The organism is Sphingobacterium sp. Ag1, from assembly GCF_000988325.1.
Lineage (GTDB): Bacteria > Bacteroidota > Bacteroidia > Sphingobacteriales > Sphingobacteriaceae > Sphingobacterium.
In genome coordinates, this window is record NZ_LBGU01000031.1 from 32,584 (window position 1) to 53,890 (window position 21,307).

The 21,307-nt window shown below is 42.1% G+C and carries 19 protein-coding genes and 1 riboswitch; of the genes, 10 read left to right on the forward strand and 9 right to left on the reverse strand.

Translation table 11 applies throughout. The features are described from left to right. From AAW12_RS07290 to AAW12_RS07300, 3 genes are read left to right on the forward strand one after another with little or no spacing between them, the layout of a single operon-like run. Positions 1-354: a response regulator transcription factor gene (locus AAW12_RS07290; RefSeq protein ID WP_046672952.1), complete on the forward strand. Its 354-nt coding sequence runs from the start codon at positions 1-3 to the stop codon at positions 352-354. A gap of 13 nt (positions 355-367) precedes the next feature. Continuing rightward, a complete protein-coding gene (locus AAW12_RS07295; protein ID WP_046672953.1) occupies positions 368-1,435 on the forward strand; it encodes a HEAT repeat domain-containing protein in 1,068 nt (355 codons plus the stop codon). Next, entirely contained in the window at positions 1,429-4,851 is a 3,423-nt protein-coding gene (locus tag AAW12_RS07300) for a sulfatase-like hydrolase/transferase (RefSeq protein ID WP_046672954.1), read from the forward strand. Before AAW12_RS07295 ends, AAW12_RS07300 begins: the two co-directional genes overlap by 7 nt. Here AAW12_RS07300 and AAW12_RS07305 read toward each other — a convergent pair. From AAW12_RS07305 to thiS, 8 genes are all read right to left on the reverse strand, one after another. Next, positions 4,848-6,089, reverse strand: coding sequence for a YaiO family outer membrane beta-barrel protein (locus AAW12_RS07305; RefSeq protein ID WP_053003574.1), 1,242 nt, complete (start codon positions 6,087-6,089; stop codon positions 4,848-4,850). The two genes, AAW12_RS07300 and AAW12_RS07305, sit on opposite strands and share 4 nt — an antisense overlap. A 146-nt stretch (positions 6,090-6,235) precedes the next feature. Beyond that, positions 6,236-6,943 carry a HesA/MoeB/ThiF family protein gene (locus tag AAW12_RS07310; protein ID WP_046672955.1) on the reverse strand — a complete coding sequence of 236 codons (708 nt, stop codon included), beginning with the start codon at positions 6,941-6,943 and terminating at the stop codon, positions 6,236-6,238. 4 nt (positions 6,944-6,947) lie between these two features. Beyond that, positions 6,948-8,072 (reverse strand): 2-iminoacetate synthase ThiH, encoded by a 1,125-nt coding sequence (gene thiH, locus AAW12_RS07315; protein ID WP_046672956.1) that lies wholly within the window; start codon positions 8,070-8,072, stop codon positions 6,948-6,950. 9 nt (positions 8,073-8,081) lie between these two features. After that, positions 8,082-8,852, reverse strand: coding sequence for a thiazole synthase (locus AAW12_RS07320; protein WP_046672957.1), 771 nt, complete (start codon positions 8,850-8,852; stop codon positions 8,082-8,084). Next, positions 8,849-9,466 carry a thiamine phosphate synthase gene (thiE, locus tag AAW12_RS07325; protein WP_046672958.1) on the reverse strand — a complete coding sequence of 206 codons (618 nt, stop codon included), beginning with the start codon at positions 9,464-9,466 and terminating at the stop codon, positions 8,849-8,851. Before thiE ends, AAW12_RS07320 begins: the two co-directional genes overlap by 4 nt. Further along, complete coding sequence (locus AAW12_RS07330) at positions 9,427-10,044, reverse strand: thiamine phosphate synthase (RefSeq protein ID WP_046672959.1); 618 nt, start codon at positions 10,042-10,044, stop codon at positions 9,427-9,429. Before AAW12_RS07330 ends, thiE begins: the two co-directional genes overlap by 40 nt. Further along, positions 10,041-11,855 carry a phosphomethylpyrimidine synthase ThiC gene (gene thiC / locus AAW12_RS07335; protein WP_046672960.1) on the reverse strand — a complete coding sequence of 605 codons (1,815 nt, stop codon included), beginning with the start codon at positions 11,853-11,855 and terminating at the stop codon, positions 10,041-10,043. Before thiC ends, AAW12_RS07330 begins: the two co-directional genes overlap by 4 nt. Before the next feature lie 45 nt (positions 11,856-11,900). Further along, complete coding sequence (thiS, locus tag AAW12_RS07340) at positions 11,901-12,107, reverse strand: sulfur carrier protein ThiS (protein WP_046672961.1); 207 nt, start codon at positions 12,105-12,107, stop codon at positions 11,901-11,903. A 59-nt stretch (positions 12,108-12,166) separates the two neighbouring features. Further along, positions 12,167-12,262, reverse strand: a riboswitch (TPP riboswitch). Between the two features lie 160 nt (positions 12,263-12,422). Between thiS and AAW12_RS07345 the strand changes: the two genes are divergently transcribed. Then, a complete protein-coding gene (locus tag AAW12_RS07345) occupies positions 12,423-15,065 on the forward strand; it encodes an alpha-L-rhamnosidase (RefSeq protein WP_046672962.1) in 2,643 nt (880 codons plus the stop codon). A 66-nt stretch (positions 15,066-15,131) separates the two neighbouring features. On the opposite strand, the gene AAW12_RS07350 is transcribed toward AAW12_RS07345, so the two are convergent. Continuing rightward, positions 15,132-16,544 (reverse strand): PLP-dependent aminotransferase family protein, encoded by a 1,413-nt coding sequence (locus AAW12_RS07350; protein ID WP_046672963.1) that lies wholly within the window; start codon positions 16,542-16,544, stop codon positions 15,132-15,134. 111 nt (positions 16,545-16,655) lie between these two features. Between AAW12_RS07350 and AAW12_RS07355 the strand changes: the two genes are divergently transcribed. The 6 genes from AAW12_RS07355 to AAW12_RS07380 all read left to right on the forward strand — a co-directional run bounded on the left by AAW12_RS07355 (position 16,656) and on the right by AAW12_RS07380 (position 21,254). After that, positions 16,656-17,546, forward strand: a complete 891-nt coding sequence (locus AAW12_RS07355) for a DMT family transporter (protein ID WP_046672964.1) — start codon at positions 16,656-16,658, stop codon at positions 17,544-17,546. A gap of 139 nt (positions 17,547-17,685) precedes the next feature. Further along, a complete protein-coding gene (locus tag AAW12_RS07360) occupies positions 17,686-18,288 on the forward strand; it encodes a GrpB family protein (RefSeq protein ID WP_046673031.1) in 603 nt (200 codons plus the stop codon). 124 nt (positions 18,289-18,412) lie between these two features. After that, a complete protein-coding gene (locus tag AAW12_RS07365; RefSeq protein ID WP_046672965.1) occupies positions 18,413-18,841 on the forward strand; it encodes a DinB family protein in 429 nt (142 codons plus the stop codon). A 76-nt stretch (positions 18,842-18,917) separates the two neighbouring features. Further along, positions 18,918-19,772: a GNAT family N-acetyltransferase gene (locus tag AAW12_RS07370; RefSeq protein WP_046672966.1), complete on the forward strand. Its 855-nt coding sequence runs from the start codon at positions 18,918-18,920 to the stop codon at positions 19,770-19,772. Between the two features lie 202 nt (positions 19,773-19,974). Continuing rightward, entirely contained in the window at positions 19,975-20,613 is a 639-nt protein-coding gene (locus AAW12_RS07375) for a hypothetical protein (RefSeq protein WP_046672967.1), read from the forward strand. Between the two features lie 173 nt (positions 20,614-20,786). After that, positions 20,787-21,254, forward strand: a complete 468-nt coding sequence (locus AAW12_RS07380) for an SRPBCC family protein (protein WP_046672968.1) — start codon at positions 20,787-20,789, stop codon at positions 21,252-21,254. Positions 21,255-21,307: the final 53 nt, after the last annotated feature.

The following is a 21,307-nucleotide window of genomic DNA, read 5'->3' on the forward strand; positions in this document are numbered from 1 at the left end:
ATGTTGATTTTAATAGCGGAAGACGACGAATTGATACTGCGTACTGTTGAACACAAATTAGTGAAAGAAGGACACGAAGTGGTGCTGACCAGAAATGGCCGTGAAGCCATCGAAAAAATTAATGAGCTGGATTTGGATTTAGTTGTAACGGATATTATGATGCCCTTTGCTTCTGGTATTGAAATTCTTTCGGCAATAAAGAGTATCGGAAAGAAAATCCCGGTTATTGTATTATCGAGTATGGGCCAAGAAGAGGTCGTGGTCGATGCTTTTGATTTAGGCGCATCGGATTTTATGGTTAAGCCATTTAGTCCAAACGAACTGATTCTTAGGATAAAACGCTTGATAAAATAAATAAAGTTAAATTATGCATCACCACATCGAGCTACATGAGCTTATTCTGGCGATTGTTATCGTATTGATTTTAGTACTATTGTTGATTATCACGGTACTTGGATACAGCTTTTATAGCTATAGAATCCTGCACAATAGGCAATCGTGGAGACAGATCATCGAGTACAAAATTATGGAAACTATTGTTGGCGGCGATGAGAATAGCGATCGAGATCTGGAGTTTGCTAAATACCTGAAGGAACCTTCTTTTCGGGCTCTTTTTTTGGATGTTTTAGTTGACTCCGATAGAAAATTTTCTGGTGGGGCAAAACAATCGATCAATAGGTTGTTTCATGATTTTAAATTGGAAGATGAAGCTTGGCGAAAGCTTCGGCATAGAAAAGCTTATTTGGTTGCCGGTGGGGTTCAAGAGCTTGCTGCGATGAATGTCGAACCGGCAATCCCTGAGATAACAGCCAAGCTTAATGACTCCCGCACTGCAGTATATCAAGAAGCACAATATGCAATCGTGAGTTTTAAAGGGTACGAAGGGCTTGGTTTTTTGGATCATTTTGATCGTCCCTTATCAGACTGGCAACAATTACGTTTATTGTTTTCTATTCATGAAATACCCGAGCTTTCGGAGTTACATGTGGATACCTGGCTTAAGAGTTCAAATGATTCTGTCGTCGTATTTACGTTGCGCTTGATCCGAAAATTTAGATTGATGACTTTTTATACGGAAGTTTTTAACTTATTGGATCACCCATCTACGAAGGTCCGTATACAAGCCATACGAACATTGCAGGCAATTGAGAACAGTGGGACAATTCAGCAATTTATACAAAATTTTGATCAGCAACCAATCGAAGTTCAGATTGAAATCCTTAAAGCGATGAAGATTGCCAAAAGTAAAGAAAGTGAATATTTTCTGAAGGATCAACTGTGGAATCATACCCAGGTGTCAATTAAAATTTCTGCCGCAGAAGTACTCGTTGTACTGGGCGAAGAACAGTATTTGCGCGAGATTTCACAACGTGAAGATACATACGACGAACTTACACAAATTATTAAACACGCTTTGCAAGAGAAAAAATGTTAGAGTTTTCCCATATCGTATACGAAATTATAGTTTGGTTATTTTTGCTTTATTCGGCAGCAGTATTCATTATCTATACTTGGATAGGGCTATACGCTTATGGAGCGGTGTTTCGTTACAAACACAATAATACATTTACGGATTATAGTATTATTGCCACCAACCCCAACGCGCCAACATTCAGTCTGATTGCGCCAGCATACAACGAAGGGATGACCATCGTTGAAAACGTACGTTCATTATTGTCGCTGTATTATCATAATCTGGAAATCATCATCGTTAATGATGGTAGTAAAGACGACTCAATTTTGAAATTGATAGCTTCTTATGAACTTGAACCAACGTCCTTTTTTGTTCAGGGAACTATTGAAACCAAGGATATAAGAGGAATCTATAAGAGCAAAAATCCAGCTTTTAAGAAGCTGATTGTCGTTGACAAGGAAAACGGCGGCAAAGCTGATGCGCTCAATGTTGGCGTTAATATTTCTTCGGGAGATTATATCGTTTGTATTGATGTGGACTGCATTTTGGAACAGGATGCTATTCTGAAATTAGCAAAGCCGTTTTTGGAGCAGACCGATAAACGCGTTATAGCCTGTGGCGGAGTTATACGTTTGGCTAATAACTGTAATGTCGTGAACGGTTCGGTGGTCGACGTTAATCTTCCAAAATCATGGTTGGGACGTACGCAGGCTTTGGAGTATATCCGTGCTTTTATTTTAGGCCGAATGGCTTGGTCCAGGGCTTCGGGATTAATTCTTATTTCTGGGGCATTTGGCGCTTTTGACCGAGAGATCGTATTAGCGTGCGGGGGCTATGACCGAAATACGGTGGGAGAAGACATGGAGCTTGTTGTTCGTATGCGCCGCTATATGGAGGAGCAAAAGCAAGCCTACGAGGTGGTCAACATTCCTGATCCATTGTGCTGGACTGAGGTACCTGAGTCAAAAGAAGTGTTACGTAAGCAGCGCAATCGTTGGATGCGGGGCACGATGGAAACCTTATGGAAACATCGTAAACTCATGTTCAACCCCAAATATGGCCGTTTTGGTATGCTCAGTATGCCTTACTGGTTTTTCTTTGAATTCTTAGGACCCATTGTCGAATTTACGGGCTATATTGTTTTTCTGATCTTTTTTATTCTGGGAATCATCAATTGGCCATTTTTCGTTGCGCTATTTGCTTTGGTAATTGCTTCCGGAATTTTGTATTCGATCTATGCCATCTTAGTTGATCTTGTTAGTCATCAGGTTTATTCGAAGAAACGAGATCTTTCCACGCTGATAACTACGGCGATACTAGAACCTTTGTACTTTCACCCAATCGTTGTTAAAGCTGGGGTACAGGGGGTTGTTGATTACTTTCGCAAGCAGCACGGCTGGGGAGAAATGACACGACAAGGCTTTCAACAAAAAGATGCGAACGAGTCTGTCTGGAAATACCTCGGTCAGCGATTGAATCTGTCGTTACAGAGCTTAGGACCTGTTATGTTGGTGTTCTTTGCCTTGTATATGTTATCCGTTGGCGTAGAATGGTGGTGGTACGGCCGTCGATTTGTTCAGCTTTCGGAGTCACATGCCGGGAAATACCTGTTCTTGGATAACATCTTGTTTCTCTTTCAATCCTTAGCCTGTTTGGGAATCGGCTATTTATTGCTTCAGTTCATAAGCAGTTTTTGGGCGAGACTTCTTATGGTCATATCGTTTGCGTTTATTGTCGTTATGCAATTCATCTTATTCCTGTATTTTGGCGAATCGAGAAATTTGCTTGGGGCTGATATGTTCTATTACAGTTCGGAAGAGATGAAGCAAATTCTGCAGGCTAGCGGTATGTTGAGTTTTACCAATATTGCCTTGCTGCTGTTATTGATCGTAATTTCTTGGGTTCCCCTTTGGGTTGCCAATAAACAGACATTCAAAAAGGCTTATGCGAGTATTGCACTGTTATCTTTGGGGATCATATCGTTTTTTGTCTCCTCGGCTTCGCTTTTGGGGGGGAGCTCCGAAAAAGATGAATTCGTCGCCAATGCAAGCCGGAGTAAGTGGCGTTATTTTTTCGATTCCAATTTCACTAATTACGTGGATGAGCACCCTGGGATGCTCGCTATGTTCAATAAAGACGAAGATGATGCAAAAGTGGTAGATACTAAATTTCCCTTTTTGAAAAAAGAGGATACTAAAGATTTCCTAGGGGCATACATGCAGAAAACGGCGAAAGTACCCAATTTGGTCATTCTTGTTATCGAGGGTTTAGGACATGCCTATAGTGCTGAAAATGGCTATATTGGCAACTTTACACCTTTTATAGGTACATTGAAGCAACAGTCTTTGTATTGGGATAATAATATGAGTTCCTCGGGTCGGACATTTTCCGTTTTGCCGACCATAACAGGTTCGTTGCCTTTTGCAACACATGGATTCCTGGAACAAGACACCTTGCCTGACAACTTTAATCTATTTAATATTCTGAAGAGTAATGGATTCAATACTGGGTTTTTCTATGGCGGTCATTCTAATTTTGATTTCATGAAAAAGTTCATGGATTATAATAAAATAGATATGCTCATGGACCAAGCCGCATTCGGACCTCCTTATAAAAAATTACCCGAAAAGGGTGGGGAGAGCTGGGGATATGAAGATCAAGCTGTCTTTAGCAAACTTCTTGAAGTACAGAAGGTACAGGAACACCCTTATTTCCATGTTCTTTTGACACTATCAACCCATAATCCGTTTTTGATTAATAATGCGGCTCATTATGAGCAACTATTTGATCAACGTATCGCAACATTGAACCTTACACCCGAACAAAAAAAGTGGGCTTTGGAAAACCGTACCCAGCTTGTTTCGGTGCTGAATCTAGATGATGCGATGGAGCAGTTCTTTAATGAATATAAAAAGAGACCAGATTTTGCAAATACTATTTTTGTCATAACTGGGGACCACGCGATGCCTGAGATACCCTTGCAAAGCAAAATCGATCGTTATCATGTTCCACTGTTGATTTATTCACCACTTTTGAAAGGGCCAAAGACTTTTCATAATTTTGTTAGCCAATTTGATGTCGCGCCTTCCATATTGGCCTACTATCGCGAGAATTTTGGTATGAAAACTCCTACACAAGTTACCTGGATCGGTCAGGGCCTTGACAAGGGCACTTCAGCTCAGGGAGATGGCATTGCCATGATGCAGAGTAAAAATCAATTGATTGATTTTGTAAAAGGCAGTTACCATCTTTCCGATGGACAACTGTATAAATTGGATGGAATACTCAATGAAGATGCCGCCTCGGATAATGCAAGAGAAGAATTGTCCAAGCGCTTTGAACTATTTAAGCGCAAGAACAAACTCTTTTATACCCAGAAGCGACTTCTTCCAGACAGTGTGTATACAAATTACTTTAATAGAACAAAGAAGAACTAGAATTTTCGAATATAACCAAGGATGATGTCCAATTGATTTCCTTTCTCTTTTGGCCTGAATTCTTGGTTATAATAGGTGCCCGAAATTGAAAATAGGTTACTTTGTTTCACCGAGAAGTTATACTCGGCACCTACTTTGAATGTCTTTAATTTATAGGAAGCGTTGTCCAATAGATTATTTCGGTTTTCTTCGGGGCTCAGACCCGTTCCGGCACTAAATCCGAAGTAATCGTTTGCTCCTTTTGTATAATAGCGGACTGTTCCGGTATAGGATTGGGAAATATTCTTTTCGCCCGGTGTAAGATAAGTCCTCAGATTGAACCAAAAGTTTTGGTAATATTTTCCTACTGAAGCCGTGTACATCCAGATGTTGTCACTAAAATAAAGCTGACGATATCCGATCTCTCCCTCAAAGCTGTTCGGAAGATTGGCATAGAGAGACACGCCAGTTCTATATTTCGCAAAAATCCCCACATTATTGGAGTATCCAGCACCCACGTAGAGGTAAAATATCTTTGAAAGACGAGGATAAGCCTCCATCTCGAATTGTACGCCATTTTCTGCAAATTTATTTGCATAGTTGGTCCTGAAAATAACTGACCCTATAGGTGTTGCCCGCTTATAACTTAAGCCGACAATGTGCCAATTATGATCAAACTGTTTGTCAAAATAGACAAAGTTGTAGGTCAGACCGATTGCGTTTTTAGCCGTATATTCTTCAATACTTTTTGCCAGTGCTCGAGCTTCTGTGTTTTTAGGATTAATTGCCAATAAACGATGAATTGCCTTTTCGGCAGCTTCATAATGATCGTTGCCGTAACTAATTTTACCTTTTAACAGCAATAGATCCTGCGACTGCGGATGTAGGCTAAGTCCTTTGTCTGTAATTGCAATAGCTTTGTCAGTCTGATCATTCCAATATTCCAATGAGGCATAGGCTAAAAAGAAATCTTCATCACTTGTATTCTTTTTGTCCAGTTCTGTGAAGATGGTTCTTGCCGAATCAATTTTATCCGACCAGGTATAAAGCCGCCCGAGAAAGATGCTAATATCGGTGTAATCCGGTGCTTGAAGTAGCGCCTGTTTGGATAATTGAATGGCTTGCGGATAATCTTTTGAATCAAAGGCTACCTTTCGCGCTTTTACAAAGAGATCATCAGCAGTGAGTTTCGTCTCTTGCGCAATTGAAAATAAGGGTAATAAAGAGAGGGAGAGTAATGGATAAATTACTTTTTTCATTCCAGATCGTAAAGTTGACATTTAAGCTTGCTAATATATAAACTAAAATTAGCAAATTTTGTTTGTCTGCTTTTGTTTTAAAATAAATTTTTGAGCTCTTTTAAAGCGTTCTATCTCTTTTTGCGGAACGCCTTCCGAAATAATCCTTAGAAGGAGAGTTTCGAAAAACGCCAATGGAATGTGTCAACAACCGTTAACTGGTTGCTGTCTACGGGTAATCCGGTTATTATTTTAAGCACCTGCATGGCCATCATACTGCCGATAATACCGGGTAAAGGACCCAGCACCCCATTTTTATCGCAATTTGGAACCTGTTCCGGATCGGGGGGCGTTGGAAAGATATCCAATAGGTTTTTACTACCCTGATAGTTAAAGACAGCCAGCTGTCCTTCAAAACCATAGATGCTACCGTACACCAAAGGTTTATCGAGTTGTAGGCACGTATGATTAAGCAGGTAGCGTGTTGTAAAGTTATCACAGCAATCGACAATGATATGATAGGGAGCGAGCAATGCTAGCGCGTTGTCTGCATCTATTTTTACCTGAAAGGGCTCAAAATCAATTGTACTATTGTGTTGCCGTATATAGGCTGTGGCACTTTCTGTTTTTGCCTGGTGTATATTATCTTCGGAATGAATGATCTGTCTATTTAGATTGTGGATTTCAACCCTGTCAAAATCAACCAGGCCAAGTTTGCCTATACCAGCCGCGGCTAAATATTGAACGACAGGGCTCCCGAGTCCCCCTGCACCGACGACCAATACCTTGGCATCCATAATCTTCCGTTGTCCGGCAACGCCGATCTCTTCAATAAAAATCTGTCTGCTATAGCGATCAAAAATGTTATTTTTCATGTATTTAACGTACTATACCGGCATAATTGCTCTCCCAGTCTTTCATCACTGGAGAATAGCCCATCTTTCTGATTTGATTTTTTATTGTTTCCATATCTCTTTCATCACTTACTTCAAATTGTTCCAAAGCTTGCGGATCAACAACATAGCCTCCCGGATTGGTCTTTGAAGCGGCACTCATGGTCGTTACGCCAATAGGTATGATATGATCCCTGAAGGTTTCGTTCTCTCGGGTGGAAATGGAGATTTCTAAATTTTCATTCCACAGGCGGTATGCACAGATCAACTGCAGTAGATCGCGGTCTGCCAAATGAAAATTTGGCTCAACAGACCCTGCGGCTGGTCGCAGGCGTGGAAAGGAAATCGAATAGCGTGTTTGCCAATATTGTTTTTGTAAATAGGCGATGTGTGCCGCGGTGAAAAAGCTGTCCACCCGCCAGTCCTCCAGCCCAAGTAATACGCCCAGTCCGATTTTATGGATTCCCGCCCGGCCTATACGGTCAGGCGTATCCAAACGATAGTCAAAATTGGACTTTTTTCCTTTCGGGTGATATTGTTTGTAAACTTCGCGATGGTAGGTTTCCTGATAGACCAATATTGCATAGACTCCGGCCGCCTGCAGTAATCGGTACTCGGATTCTTCCAGTGGCTGTACTTCAATGGATATCTGTGAAAAATGAGGTTTTAAAAGCCGAATAGCATTTAGGAAATAAGTGATCTCGACAGTTTTGTTGGCTTCTCCGCTGACCAGTAAAACATGGTTGATTCCCATGGCTTTGAGTGCCATTGCCTCTAGTAATAGTTCGGAGTTGCTCAGGGTTTTGCGTTTGATTTTATTGTCCATGCTAAAACCGCAATATGTACAGATGTTTTGGCACTCATTGCTCAGGTAAAGCGGGGCATAGAGCTGTATGGTTTTACCGAAGCGACGTTGCGTGATTTGTTGGGTTTTTTGTGCCATTTGCTCCAGATATGGTGCTGCAGCCGGTGAGATGAGCGCTCTAAAGTCAGAGAGCGTTAAATGGTCTTTTTCTAACGCATGTTGTACATCCTGATCCGTAGCGTCATAAATCTGTGCATGGACCTCATCCCAGGAGTATTCATCGCGTATCATTTTGAAATCTGTCATAGTGAATCATCAATCAAATAAAAATGAAGTTAGGGGGCTCGAAGCGATTGCTTGGGAGCCTATCTTTCCCAATCCGGCCTCATAAGCTTTCCGTCCAGCGATAACGGCCTCTTTGAAAGCTTCGGCCATACGTATCGGATTATTAGAGACTGCAATTGCCGTATTGACAAGCACCGCATCAGCTCCGATTTCCATGGCTTTAGCGGCATCGGAAGGCGCTCCGATTCCAGCGTCTACGACCACTGGGACATTACTTTCCTCAATAATAATCTCGAGAAAGTCCAAGGTACGCAGCCCTTTATTGCTACCAATAGGGGCCCCTAAAGGCATAACGACAGCTGTACCTGCATTTTCTAAACGTTTGCAAAGTACCGGGTCTGCGTGAATATAGGGCATGACGACGAAACCCAATTTAGCAAGTGATTCGGTGGCGCGTAAGGTTTCAATAGGATCGGGCAGCAGATAACGCGGGTCGGGATGAATTTCCAATTTAACCCAGTTTGTTTCCAGTGCTTCGCGAGCAAGTTGAGCCGCGAGTACTGCTTCTTCAGCCGTTCGTGCTCCCGAAGTATTGGGAAGCAAATGGATTGCCGCGAGATCGAGCGCACTGATGAGACTGTCGTCTGAGTCGGTCTGGTCGATTCTTTTGAGGGCGACGGTGACCAATTGGGAGGCCGAAGCCACAATGGCAGCGCTCATTTCCGTGAGATTACCGAATTTGCCCGTACCGAGAAATAATCTGGATTCAAATACGCGATCGGCTATATGTAGGTTGCTCATAGTAAAATTTTATTGATGGATGAAACAATGTTTGGAGTCTTGGTTACGATTCCCGAGAGTGCTACACCGTAGACGCCAATTTCTAATAGATGTTGGATATCTTCAAGTTGGCTTATACCGCCAATTGCGAATATTGGAATAGGGGTTAGGCCTTCTCGGCGGACTTGTTGGATGATGTTTTCATATCCTGCAATCCCCAGTAGGGGACTTAGTTTTTGCTTTGTCGTGGTATAGGTGAATGGCCCGAGCCCGATATAGTCACAACGTTCACTTATTCTTTGTTTTACATCCGCAAAGCTATTGGCTGTACCGCCGATTATTTTTCCTGCACCCAATAGGTGCCGGGCAGCTGTTACACTGCAGTCGTCCAGTCCCAAGTGCACCCCATCAGCGTCTACGGCCGCTGCAAGCGAAGGATGGTCATTGATGATACAGCTGGCACCAAATTCGGTACAAACCTGCCTGATCTCTTGGGCGAGCGCATAAAGATCTTTTTCCTCGGCTTCCTTCCATCGGATCTGTATCCATTTGGCCCCAGCATCCAGCGCTTTCAGCATGTTATTTTTTTGTTCCCTTAAAGTTTTGCCTTGTGAGATATATTGGAGTCTTTCCATAGTTTTTGTTTGCATGCAATAAAATTTTGAATAGGATCCCGATGTTTCCATAAAGTGCCATATAAGGCAATTCCATCTGCACCTTGCTGCATCGGAATAAGACAGTTGTCTTGGTTTATCCCTCCAAGACCGATGAGACGAACAGCAAAGTTGGTACGTGACGGGATTTGACCGAGTCTTGCATTATGCGTTCCATACCCCACTTTTGAGATGCTCGGAAATAATGGACTGAGAAAAGCATAGGCCCAACGTTCATCAAGGCTATTGAATTGATCAATATCATGCACAGATGTTGAACAGATTGTTGTAGGCAATAGTTGATTTGCAGGTCCATGCAGTCTACTTTTATCGTTCAAGTGGATGCGTGCAAACCCAAGCTCAGCCGATAGATGCGGATGTGAGTGTAAAACCAATCTGTCGCGGTATATAGGAGCTATAGTTTCTATATATCGCGACATTTGTAAGTCTGTAAAATGATACTTACGCAAATGCAGAATATCAAGCCCTTCCTTAAACAACGCTGCTATAATCGCCTGTTCAGAACGAATTGTTTCTGCTGCTGTCAATGCAATAATCATGAATAGATCTCTTTTCCTTGTGCGATGAATTCCTGCGATTTTTCCAGCATTCCCTGGGCGGCACTATCCCTGATTTCCTGCGTTATTTTCATTGAGCAAAATTTGGGACCGCACATGGAGCAGAAGTGCGCCACTTTAGCCGCGTCTGCCGGCAATGTTTCGTCATGATATTCTCGTGCGGTATCTGGATCAAGGGAAAGGTTAAATTGATCTTCCCATCTGAATTCGAATCTCGCTTTACTCAAGGCATTATCACGATATTGTGCACCAGGGTGTCCTTTGGCCAAATCGGCCGCATGGGCAGCTAGTTTGTAAGTAATTACACCGTCTTTAACGTCCTTTTTATTTGGTAGGCCCAGGTGTTCTTTGGGGGTCACATAGCAAAGCATTGCACAGCCATACCAACCGATCATAGCCGCTCCGATGGCGGATGTGATATGGTCATAGCCTGGAGCAATATCTGTTGTTAAGGGACCTAAGGTATAAAACGGCGCTTCGTCGCAACAGGCCAATTGCTTATCCATATTCTCTTTGATCAATTGCATAGGGACATGGCCCGGCCCTTCGATCATCACCTGAACATCATGTTTCCAGGCGATTTTGGTGAGTTCGCCCAAGGTTTCGAGCTCCGCAAATTGAGCTGCATCGTTTGCATCTGCAATAGCTCCGGGGCGAAGACCGTCGCCAAGTGAAAAAGCCACATCATATTGTTTCATAATTTCGCATATTTCCTCAAAATGGGTATAGAGAAAATTTTCTTTGTGATGAAAAAGACACCATTTGGCCATGATAGAGCCGCCTCTGGAGACAATTCCAGTAACTCGGGATGCCGTGAGATGGATATAACGAAGCAATACGCCGGCGTGTATGGTAAAGTACGAAACACCCTGTTCGGCCTGTTCAATCAAGGTATCTTTGAATATTTCCCAGGTTAAATCCTCGGCCACCCCCTTTACTTTTTCGAGCGCCTGATAGATCGGTACTGTACCGATTGGGACTGGCGAGTTACGGATAATCCATTCGCGGGTTTCGTGAATATTTTTGCCAGTGGATAGATCCATGATGGTATCAGCCCCCCAACGACAGGCCCATACCGCTTTCTCAACTTCTTCCTCTATGCTTGAACTTACGGCGCTGTTGCCAATATTGGCATTGATTTTAACAAGAAAGTTGCGTCCGATAATCATAGGTTCACTTTCAGGGTGATTAATATTATTGGGTATGATTGCTCTTCCAGCGGCGATTTCTTCACGGACAAATTCGGGCGTAATAGCCTTGTTGGGAGTTCGGGCTCCAAAATTTTGCCCCCGATGCTGATGATCCATTCCAGGGGTACTAGCTTCCAACTGCTCAATACGTTGGTTTTCCCGGATAGCAACATACTCCATTTCCGGGGTAATGATGCCTTGCTTTGCATAATGTAATTGGGTGACATTCTTGCCGGCAGAGGCTACTTTCGGTTTGTGGCTATAGGCAAATCGGAGTTCGTCCAACGTTGGATCAGAAAGTCGTTTCTGTCCATATTCAGAGCTGATGCCAGTCAATTGTATGACGTCCTGACGATCCAAAATCCACTGTTCGCGAAGGCGTGGGAGCCCCTTTCGGATATCGATCTGGACGGTGTCATCCGTGTAGGGGCCAGAAGTATCATAGATTGTTACCGGCGGATTAATTTCGATCTGTCCATTCGTTAATTTGGTTGGGCTCAAGGAGATTTGACGCATAGCGACTTGAATAGGAAATAGTTTTCCGGCTACAAAAATTTTCTTTGCATTTGGAAAGGGGGATTGCGTAATTGTTTCAGCTGTCATTTTTTCTGTATTGTGGTGAATTACTCGGTTGATTTTTTTGAAAGGCTATCCGCCCTGAGATGCGGTGATTAAGATAATCTGATCATAAGGCTTAACTGTCGTCGTAGCCCAGTCCTTTTTGGGGATGACTTGGTTGTTGATGGCTACAGCCACACCCTGGGTTTTGCCAGATAATTCCAAAAGTAACAAGCCTTCAAGTGAAGTAAGTGCGGGATCGAAAAATCGAATTTGATGGTTTATTGTAAGTTCCATTCCTTAATTTTTTTGGTAAAACTTTAGGAATGGCTGCACAAAGGCGCAGCAATGCACCTTGTAGACAGCTCACTTTTCCCTACGCCAGTATGATCCGGATCAGGTTCTAAGGGTAAAATCTCAGCCTGCATGAGCAGACACCCCTAAAGTTGCGACTAATATAAGGTTATTTTTATGAAAGTTGCAAGAAATTTATTTTGCTGTCTGAGGTATATCGTGCAGGAAAGGACAGGTCACTATGTGGAAAATATTTGATATATTAGATTTTTAAATCAGCTAAAACAATTTAACAACCACCAAGAATAGTACCTTTTCATGCGTAGGATTTTATTAACAATACTGTTGTGTATAGCGAACAACACTTATGCCCAACCTAGAAGCAACTGCATCGCCGTACAGTTGACGTGCGAACATCTGGTCAATCCATTGGGTATCGACGCAACCCAGCCGAGACTTAGCTGGCGCCTTGAGGACCAACGTAAAGGTGCGGTACAACAGGCTTATCAGATCCTTTTAGGGCAAGATTCGCTGGCACTACTGAAGGAGACGAAAAATAGCTGGGATAGTGGCAAACAGCTCAGCTCGTCCATGTTAGTGCCCTATAACGGCGTACAGTTAAAGCCACAGACCACGTATTTCTGGAAGGTTAAGGTCTGGGATAAGGATGGTATATCAACAAGTTCTAAAATAGCATCGTTCGAAACTGGAATGATGGGAATGGACCTTTGGAAAGGAAAATGGATTAGCGACAATAAGGATATTCATGCGCGAGAAGCGCCTTATTTTAGAACAGAATTTAAGATAAATAAGCCGATAAAGTCTGCGCGCGCGTATATTGCCACTGCAGGGCTATATGAGCTTTCCATGAATGGTCAACGCGTAGGAGACCATCGCCTGGATCCAATGTATACTCGATTCGACCGGCGTACATTATATGTCGTGACGGACGTAACCCGGCAGCTCCAACAAGGAGAGAACGCTATTGGCGTTGTTTTGGGGAATGGCTGGTATAATCACCAACCACTAGCGGTTTGGAACTTTGATAAAGCACCGTGGCGGGCCCGACCAACATTCTGTTTAGAGCTGAAAATCGTTTATACAGATGGTACAGTAGAAACTATTGTTTCAGATAAGCAGTGGAAAACAGCTTCGGGACCAATTAATTATAATAATATTTACACTGGTGAGCATTATGATGCAAGACTGGAAATACCCAACTGGGACAAACCTAAATATGATGATTCAACTTGGCAGGCTGTTCAGTATAGAAATGCGCCATCTGCACATATCGTTTCCCAACAGATGGTACCGATTCGGCTCGTGAAGTCCTATAAGCCCAAATCAGTGACAAAGATAGACCAACGTACTTATGTTTTCGATATGGGCCAAAATATGGCTGGGATTACAAAAGTTAAAGTCAAAGGAGCTGCAGGGACTATGCTACGTATCAAGCATGGTGAACGATTGTCGGCAGATGGGCGTCTTGACCTGTCCAATATCGATGTTTATTATCGGGGCGATAAGGAAAAGGAACCCTTTCAAACGGACATTCTGACCTTAAGCGGTCGTAATGATGAGTTTATGGCAAAGTTCGGTTACAAAGGGTTTCGTTACGTCGAAATTAGCAGTAGTGCGGCAATTGCATTGGATAGTTCGGCTGTGACCGCTTATTTTATGCATAGTGATGTGCCCTCCATTGGACAGCTCAAGACGTCATCAGCGTTGGTCAACAAACTATGGGAAGCGACCAACAATGCCTACTTGTCCAATTTGATGGGCTATCCGACAGACTGTCCGCAGCGCGAAAAGAACGGTTGGACAGGGGATGGCCACCTTGCGATTGAAACAGCTTTGTACAATTTTGACGGGATAACAGTTTATGAAAAATGGATGGCGGATCATCGTGATGAGCAACAGGAGAACGGTGTCTTACCCGATATTATTCCAACTGGGGGATGGGGTTATGGTACAGCGAATGGTTTGGATTGGACAAGTACCATTGCCATCATTCCTTGGCAGATCTATCAGTTTTATGGAGACCCACGTGCATTAGAAGAATGCTATCTTAATATCAAACGCTATGTCGATTATGTCGACGGAATTAGCCCATCTGGGTTGACAACGTTTGGGCGTGGAGACTGGGTGCCAGTGAAGTCACAGTCCAATCTGGAGTTGACCTCCTCGATTTATTTTTATGTGGATGCGACCATCTTGGCTGCTACGGCTAAATTGTTTGGTCACACAGCAGATCAACAAAAATATGAACTGCTGAGCAGAAAAATTAAGACGGCCATCAACGCTAAATTTTTAGATGCTTCCAAGGGTATTTATAGCAATGGAACACAGACTGAACTGAGTGCTCCACTCTATTGGGGTGTGGTACCTGACGAAATGAAAGCCCGGGTTGCAGCCAACCTGAATAAGAAAGTGGAAGAGACCAACTTTCACTTGGATGTCGGAGTATTGGGTGCAAAAGCATTATTGAATGCGTTAAAAGATAACGGTTATGCAACGACAGCCTATAAGGTTGCGGTACAAGATACCTACCCGTCTTGGGGATGGTGGATTGTAAATGGCGCGACAACATTGTTGGAGAATTGGGATTTAAAAGCAATCCGTGATATTTCAGACAACCACATGATGTTTGGCGAAATCGGTGGTTGGTTTTTTAAATCTATCGGTGGGATTCTGCCGGATCCTAAACAACCTGGATTTAAACATGTGCTCTTAAAACCCATCTTCCCCCAAGAACTGAAAGAATCTTCTATTTCTTATGATTCACCCTACGGTAAAATTGTTTCCGAATGGAAGTTAAAGGATAAAAAGATTGTTTATGATATCCAAATACCCGCAAATGCCACGGCGACATTTTATCCGCCGGATAATGTTAGCATTAGCAGTAGGGATGTCGTCCAATTGGACGCTGGTAAACATAGGCTGGAGCTGGAACTCAAGTAATCATAGGCTCCGATCTGTTGTTTCATTGCCCCGACCGTTGGTATTATGCTCTTATCATGTTATGTATTAGAGTGCTGTCGCGAGTTTGCCCAGCTGTTTTAATTTTAAAGCGAGTTCATTGCTCCAGGGCAAACCAATACAGAGACGCATGCAATGGTGAAATTGATCCTGTAAGGTGAAAATCCGCCCCGGTGAAATGCTAATCTGTAGTTTAAGCGCATAGTTATATAGCTTGCCTGTATCGATGTGTTTTGGAAACTCGACCCATAGGGCAAGTCCACCCTGTGGACGGCTAATTTTAGTGCCTTCCGGAAAATGGTCCGAAATGATAGCAGCGTAGCGCTGGTAGTTTTCCGTTAATGATCTACGAAGTTTACGCAGGTGGTTTTCATACTTTCCAGTTAATAGAAAATTTCCAACCGCCTCATTGATGATCGCCGTAGATGACAGGGAATGGATCAGTTTTAGTTTGATAATCTGTTCTTTGTATTTTCCAGGAGCAACCCATCCGACACGGAAGCCTGGAGCCAACGTCTTTGAAACGGATCCACACCAGAGGACATTGCCATCCCGGTCAAAAGATTTGCAACATTTGGGGCGTTGGGTGCCAAAATGGAGGTCGCTGTAGGTGTCATCTTCGATTAGCGGAATTTGGTGTTTTGACAGCAATGCCACAATTTCCCGCTTGTGCTCATCCGGCATGCAATAACCCAAAGGGGTGTTAAAATTGGGTACCAGTAAACAGACTTTAATTTGGGGCAACAGATTTTTGAGGGCTTCAATGTCTATTCCTATGATGGGGTCCGTAGCTATTTCCAGCACTTTAAGCCCTAGACTGACGGCAAGTTGAAGGATACCCGGATAGCAGGGGCTTTCCAGAGCCAGTGTATCTCCAGGTTTGGTTAAGGCCATCAGACACAAAACTAAAGCATTCATACAGCCGTTGGTGGTAACGACATCATCTTCATTTAGATTTCCACCCCAGGCCAATGAACGTACGGCCACCATACGACGTAATTTTATATTGCCTTGCAAGGGTTCATATGCTGTGCCACCATCGCTGAGCTCCCGTGTAGCGAGGACGATTTCTTTTTTTAATTTTGCGGTAGGTAGGAGACTTCCGGAAGGAACACCGATTGAAAATAAGGTTAAATCACGACGACCCATGGTTGAATACACCTTATTCATCAATTGATCCGGTTCTCGGTTGTTGGCGATTGGAATAGGTTGACTGGCTGCCGTCAACGGAAGCTGCAAATAGTTTGGAGGACTAACGAAGTAGCCGGATTGGGGCTTGGACTGTATAAGAGAACGTTCTTCCAATGCTAGAAATGCCCTTTTTGCGGTATTTATACTGATACCGTGTTCAGCGCTTAGGTTCCTCACCGAAGGTAGTTTTTCGCCAGCTTTTAAGACGCCTGATTTAATCTTATTGGCAATATTGTCTGCTATTTCATGATACAAATAGTCTTTTTTCATCAAATAAGGATTAGTGTTCGTCTTCAAAGGTAACTGTGTCCATTGAATTATCAAAAACTGTGACTGTGCTTAATTCTTGTAATGGACGAACTTTGTGTAAAAGATTGATACATGGCGCAATTAAGTATAAGTAAATTACAGGAAAATACAACAAGCGGTTGGTTAAATGGTTTTATTGGTGTGGTATTATTTAGTGGTTCGTTGCCGGCAACACGCATGGCCGTTTTAGCGTTTGACCCTGTATTTGTTACACTAGCAAGGGCTTCCATTGCAGGCATATTGGCACTGATAACATTGATGGTTTTTAAGGAAAAACGTCCAGAAAAAAAGCAATTGGGGTCGCTATGCATCGTGGCAATAGGATGTGTCGTTGGATTTCCCTTACTAAGCGCTTTGGCTCTGCAGCACATCACGTCCGCGCATTCCATCGTTTTTATCGGTATTTTGCCCGTATTGACAGCCGTATTTGGTATTATACGCGGTGGCGAGCGTCCGAAGCCAATCTTTTGGCTGTTCTCTGCTTTAGGGAGTCTGCTGGTGATCGGCTATGCGCTGGCACAAGGACTAACAGCCTCACCTTTAGGCGATGTTTTAATGATTTTATCGGTCATTCTCTGTGGTTTGGGCTATGCTGAAGGTGCAAAATTGACCAAGACGCTAGGGGGCTGGCAGGTCATTTCCTGGGCCTTGGTTTTGTCGCTGCCGTTGATGTTGCCACTTACCTTTATCTATCTTCCATCGTCTTTTGACACTGTGCCTATCGGCGCCTGGGCCAGTTTAGCCTATGTGTCCATGTTCAGTATGTTTATTGGCTTTGTTTTTTGGTATAAAGGACTCGCCCAAGGTGGCACGGCGACCATTGGGCAGTTACAGTTACTACAGCCTTTTTTCGGTCTGGCTTTAGCCGCCGGGCTTCTTCATGAACAAGTCGGTGTTGGCATGCTGGCCGTAACAGTTGCTGTTATTCTTTGTGTCGTGGGAACGAAGAAATTTGCCCGATAAATGCATTAGAAAAAAGAGCACTGGATTATAGGCTCTCTCGGAAAGCGATAAATTTATTAACTTTAACTTTTAGGGTATCATTCGAGGCGTATTTGATCGAATGATGTGTATTTATCTTGTATTGGCAAAGAAACAGCGTATGATTTTACCGTTTGAACCTTATAATCCGATATGGAAAGCGAATTTTGACAGTATTCAACATGAACTTTTTACGTTGTTGAAACCAATAAGGTCGAGGGTTGATCACATAGGCAGTACGGCCGTTGAGGGATTGTCTGCCAAACCAATCATTGATATATTGATCGGTTTAGAGGAAGAAAACGATCTTGATCGCATTCCGCTCCTGTTGCGGGACAAGTGCTATGTATATTATGAAAAATACAATGAGGATATGCCTTACAGACGTTTTTTTATCGCCCTGATTGATCGTCCTGAAGTATTAGGATTACCAGAGCAAATCGCACCTGGCGATGAAATTCCAGCACGATTGCATGACCATTCGTTACGAGTAGCACATATCCATAGCATACCCTTGCAATCAAAACATTGGTTGCGCCATATAGCCTTTCGCGATTACCTGCGTGCGCACGACAATGTAAGAGATCGCTATCAGGCACTCAAAGAAAAGTTGGTACTGCAGCAATGGAAAGATGGTAACGATTATAATGATGCGAAAGATGAATTTTTGAAAGAGCATGAAGCAAAAGCTGTGGAATGGTACAATAGTGGAATGGTACAATAGTGGAATGGTACAATAAAGGTTGCGGAACAATAGAATCGTATTACAATGAGAACCTTGGACAAGCAGCGTGGATGCATCGGATTAAATTGGTAAGAAATTAAGGTTATACTAGCTAGATTTAGGTATGAATACATTATTGGAAGAATTTGAGCATATTATTCAGAAGTTTTCTTCGCAAATTTTGGAAATAAATGATGACGATTTTAATCGCAAATTAGAACCAGATAAATGGAGCAAAAAAGAGATTCTGGGTCATCTAGTCGATAGCGCTTTTGTTAATTACCAACGGTTTATAAGAGCTCAATTTGAAGAAAATCCAAAAATATACTATGATCAGGTAGCCTATTGTGCATCTGCAGGTTACCAACATGCTGAGACCGAGAAATTATGCAATCTATGGCGATCGGTAAACGAACAATTGTTGTTTTTGTTTAAGCAGGTAATTGCGAACAAATTGATTCAAAGGACTTGTAATGACCATAGCCTCGAATTTTTAATGCTTGACTATGTGGTGCATTTGAAGCATCACAGAAATCAGATTTTGTCCGAATGAAAAAATTTAGGAAAGGATAGCATGAGAGCTCTTTGTTCAGGCATCAGTAAATTTAATAGTCCATAAAAAATAAGGGATGGAGATACGAAAATTGAAAGCGGGAGATAGTGCTGACTTATTAAATGCAATTAATGGAGCTTTTGCCGACTATATTGTACCATTTCAGTTAGACGCATTGCAATTGGAGTCGAAGATCAGAGGCGAGGATATTTTAATGGACTTGTCAGTTGGTGTTTTTGACGGAATACAACTGGTAGCTTTTATCATGCATGGCATGCGAGAAATTGAGGGTAGTAAAGTGATCTACAATGCTGGTACAGGTGTTTTGCCCGCCTATCGGAACAGCGGATTAGTCGGTGAAATGTACAGATTTATGCAGCCATCCTTCAGAGAGTATCGCGTGAAAAAATTGCTATTGGAAGTGATAGAAAGTAATCGACGTGCTATTCGGGTATATGAAAAAAATGGTTTTGTTAAAGGCCGTAGATTACTGTGCTTTGGAGGAGAACTTCATGTAAAGATGAATGCTTTATCTGGCAGAACACAGCCCATCCGTATACAGTCTATCCATGACTTTTCTTGGGATATTTTACAGTCTTTTTGGGATGTTGAACCCAGCTGGCAAAATAGAAGTGAGCGTAGTGAATTAATTCAGCTTAAAGGGTTGGGGGCATTTATTGGCTCCGATTTGGTGGGATATATCTTGTTCAATTCGTCCAATAGGCGGATCTACCAAATTGCTGTAGCACAGCAGTATAGGCGGAAAGGTATTGCAACACAGCTTTTATCCGAGCTGAAAGTGTTTGTGTCCAGCGCAAAGGTACAAATTACTAACGTTGATGAAAAAGCCAAAAACTTGCAACTATTTCTACAAAGACAAGGCTTGGTCAACACAATCAACCAGATTGAAATGGTCAAGATGATTTTCTGATAATATCAATTAAAAATTAAAGTATTTCATTTACAATCAATAATTGTGAAAACAAATGTTGTTGTAAAAGTGTTGTTTAACAAAAGGTTAGATAGGATGTTCTATTAAACTGTCCATTATAATTCTATTTACTGGTGTAATTTTACCATCCCTCGGAAAAGACGCTCTTCAACAATTTAAACGACACTAATTTTTAAAACATATGAAATCGAAGTCATTTTTAATCGCAATTGTCTCAAGCTTATTGTTGTTGGCTTGTAGCACTTCAACAAGGATAACAGATATCTATAAAAATAGAGACCTTACTCCCAAACAATACCAAACAATATTCATTATTGCAATGACAAACCACGCTAAAGCAAAGGAGGTCATTGAATCCAATTTGGCAGAAGCAGCTTCCATGCATGGCTACAAGGCTATTAAAAGCAGCGACGTTTTTAAACGGACGTTTACCAAAGACGAAAGTCAAAACAAAGATTTAGTAATGAAAGCAGTACACAGTTTGAGTGCAGATGCCATTTTCACTGTTACCCTGATCGACAAAGCCAGCGAGACCCGATATGTACCGGGAAATGGGCCTTATATGCCTTATCCGAGATTTGGTTGGTATGGTAATTTTTGGAGCTATTACTCCCATTGGTACCCCATTGCATACGATCCTGGTTATTACACGACGGATAAAATGTACTATCTGGAAAGCAATCTATATGATGTTAGCTCCGAACAACTGCTTTGGAGTGTACAGTCTGAAACGATCAACCCTTCCAGCTTAGCAGATTTTTCTAAAAGTTATACAAAGGCGCTCGTAAAAGCATTGGAAAAGGATATTGCTGCTAAATAGCCATTGATAAAAAGTATGCTTTAAAAGCTAGCTTCAATTTAAACAATGTATTTGTGTAAAAATATTCTTTATATCGCCTATTCAGTACCTCGTAAGGTATTTTATGGTGTAATAATAAACTAAATTGCATTAATATTGTTATATTGGCAAGCAATAAAGTTAGCTCAAGTCAGATGAGGTACAAATTATATAGAGAACAGCAATTGACCTGCGATATGGATACCGCATGGGCATTTTTTTCCTCACCCATGAATCTTTCAGAAATTACTCCAAAAGATATGGGTTTTGTAGTCACCTCAGACTGTGATCAACAAGAAATTTTTGAAGGAATGATCATCGATTATTTGGTATCTCCGATTCTTCGGTTTCCGCTGAAGTGGAAGACCCAAATAACGCAGGTGGAAAAGAATAAAAGTTTTACTGATTTCCAACTAAAAGGACCTTATGCCTATTGGAATCATTTTCATGAATTTATTCCAAATGAAAATGGGGTGCTCATGAAAGACAGGGTTGATTATGAATTGCCTTTGGGGATTCTAGGCACAATTGCGCATGGAATTTTTGTTAAAAGGAAGTTGGAGCGAATCTTTGATTACCGTTATCAGGTTTTAGAAAAATTATTTAATCAAACTCAGAATTAGTGGTAACGAATCTATTGCAGTTCACGTGACCGAAAAGAAAGAAGTAGTCTACA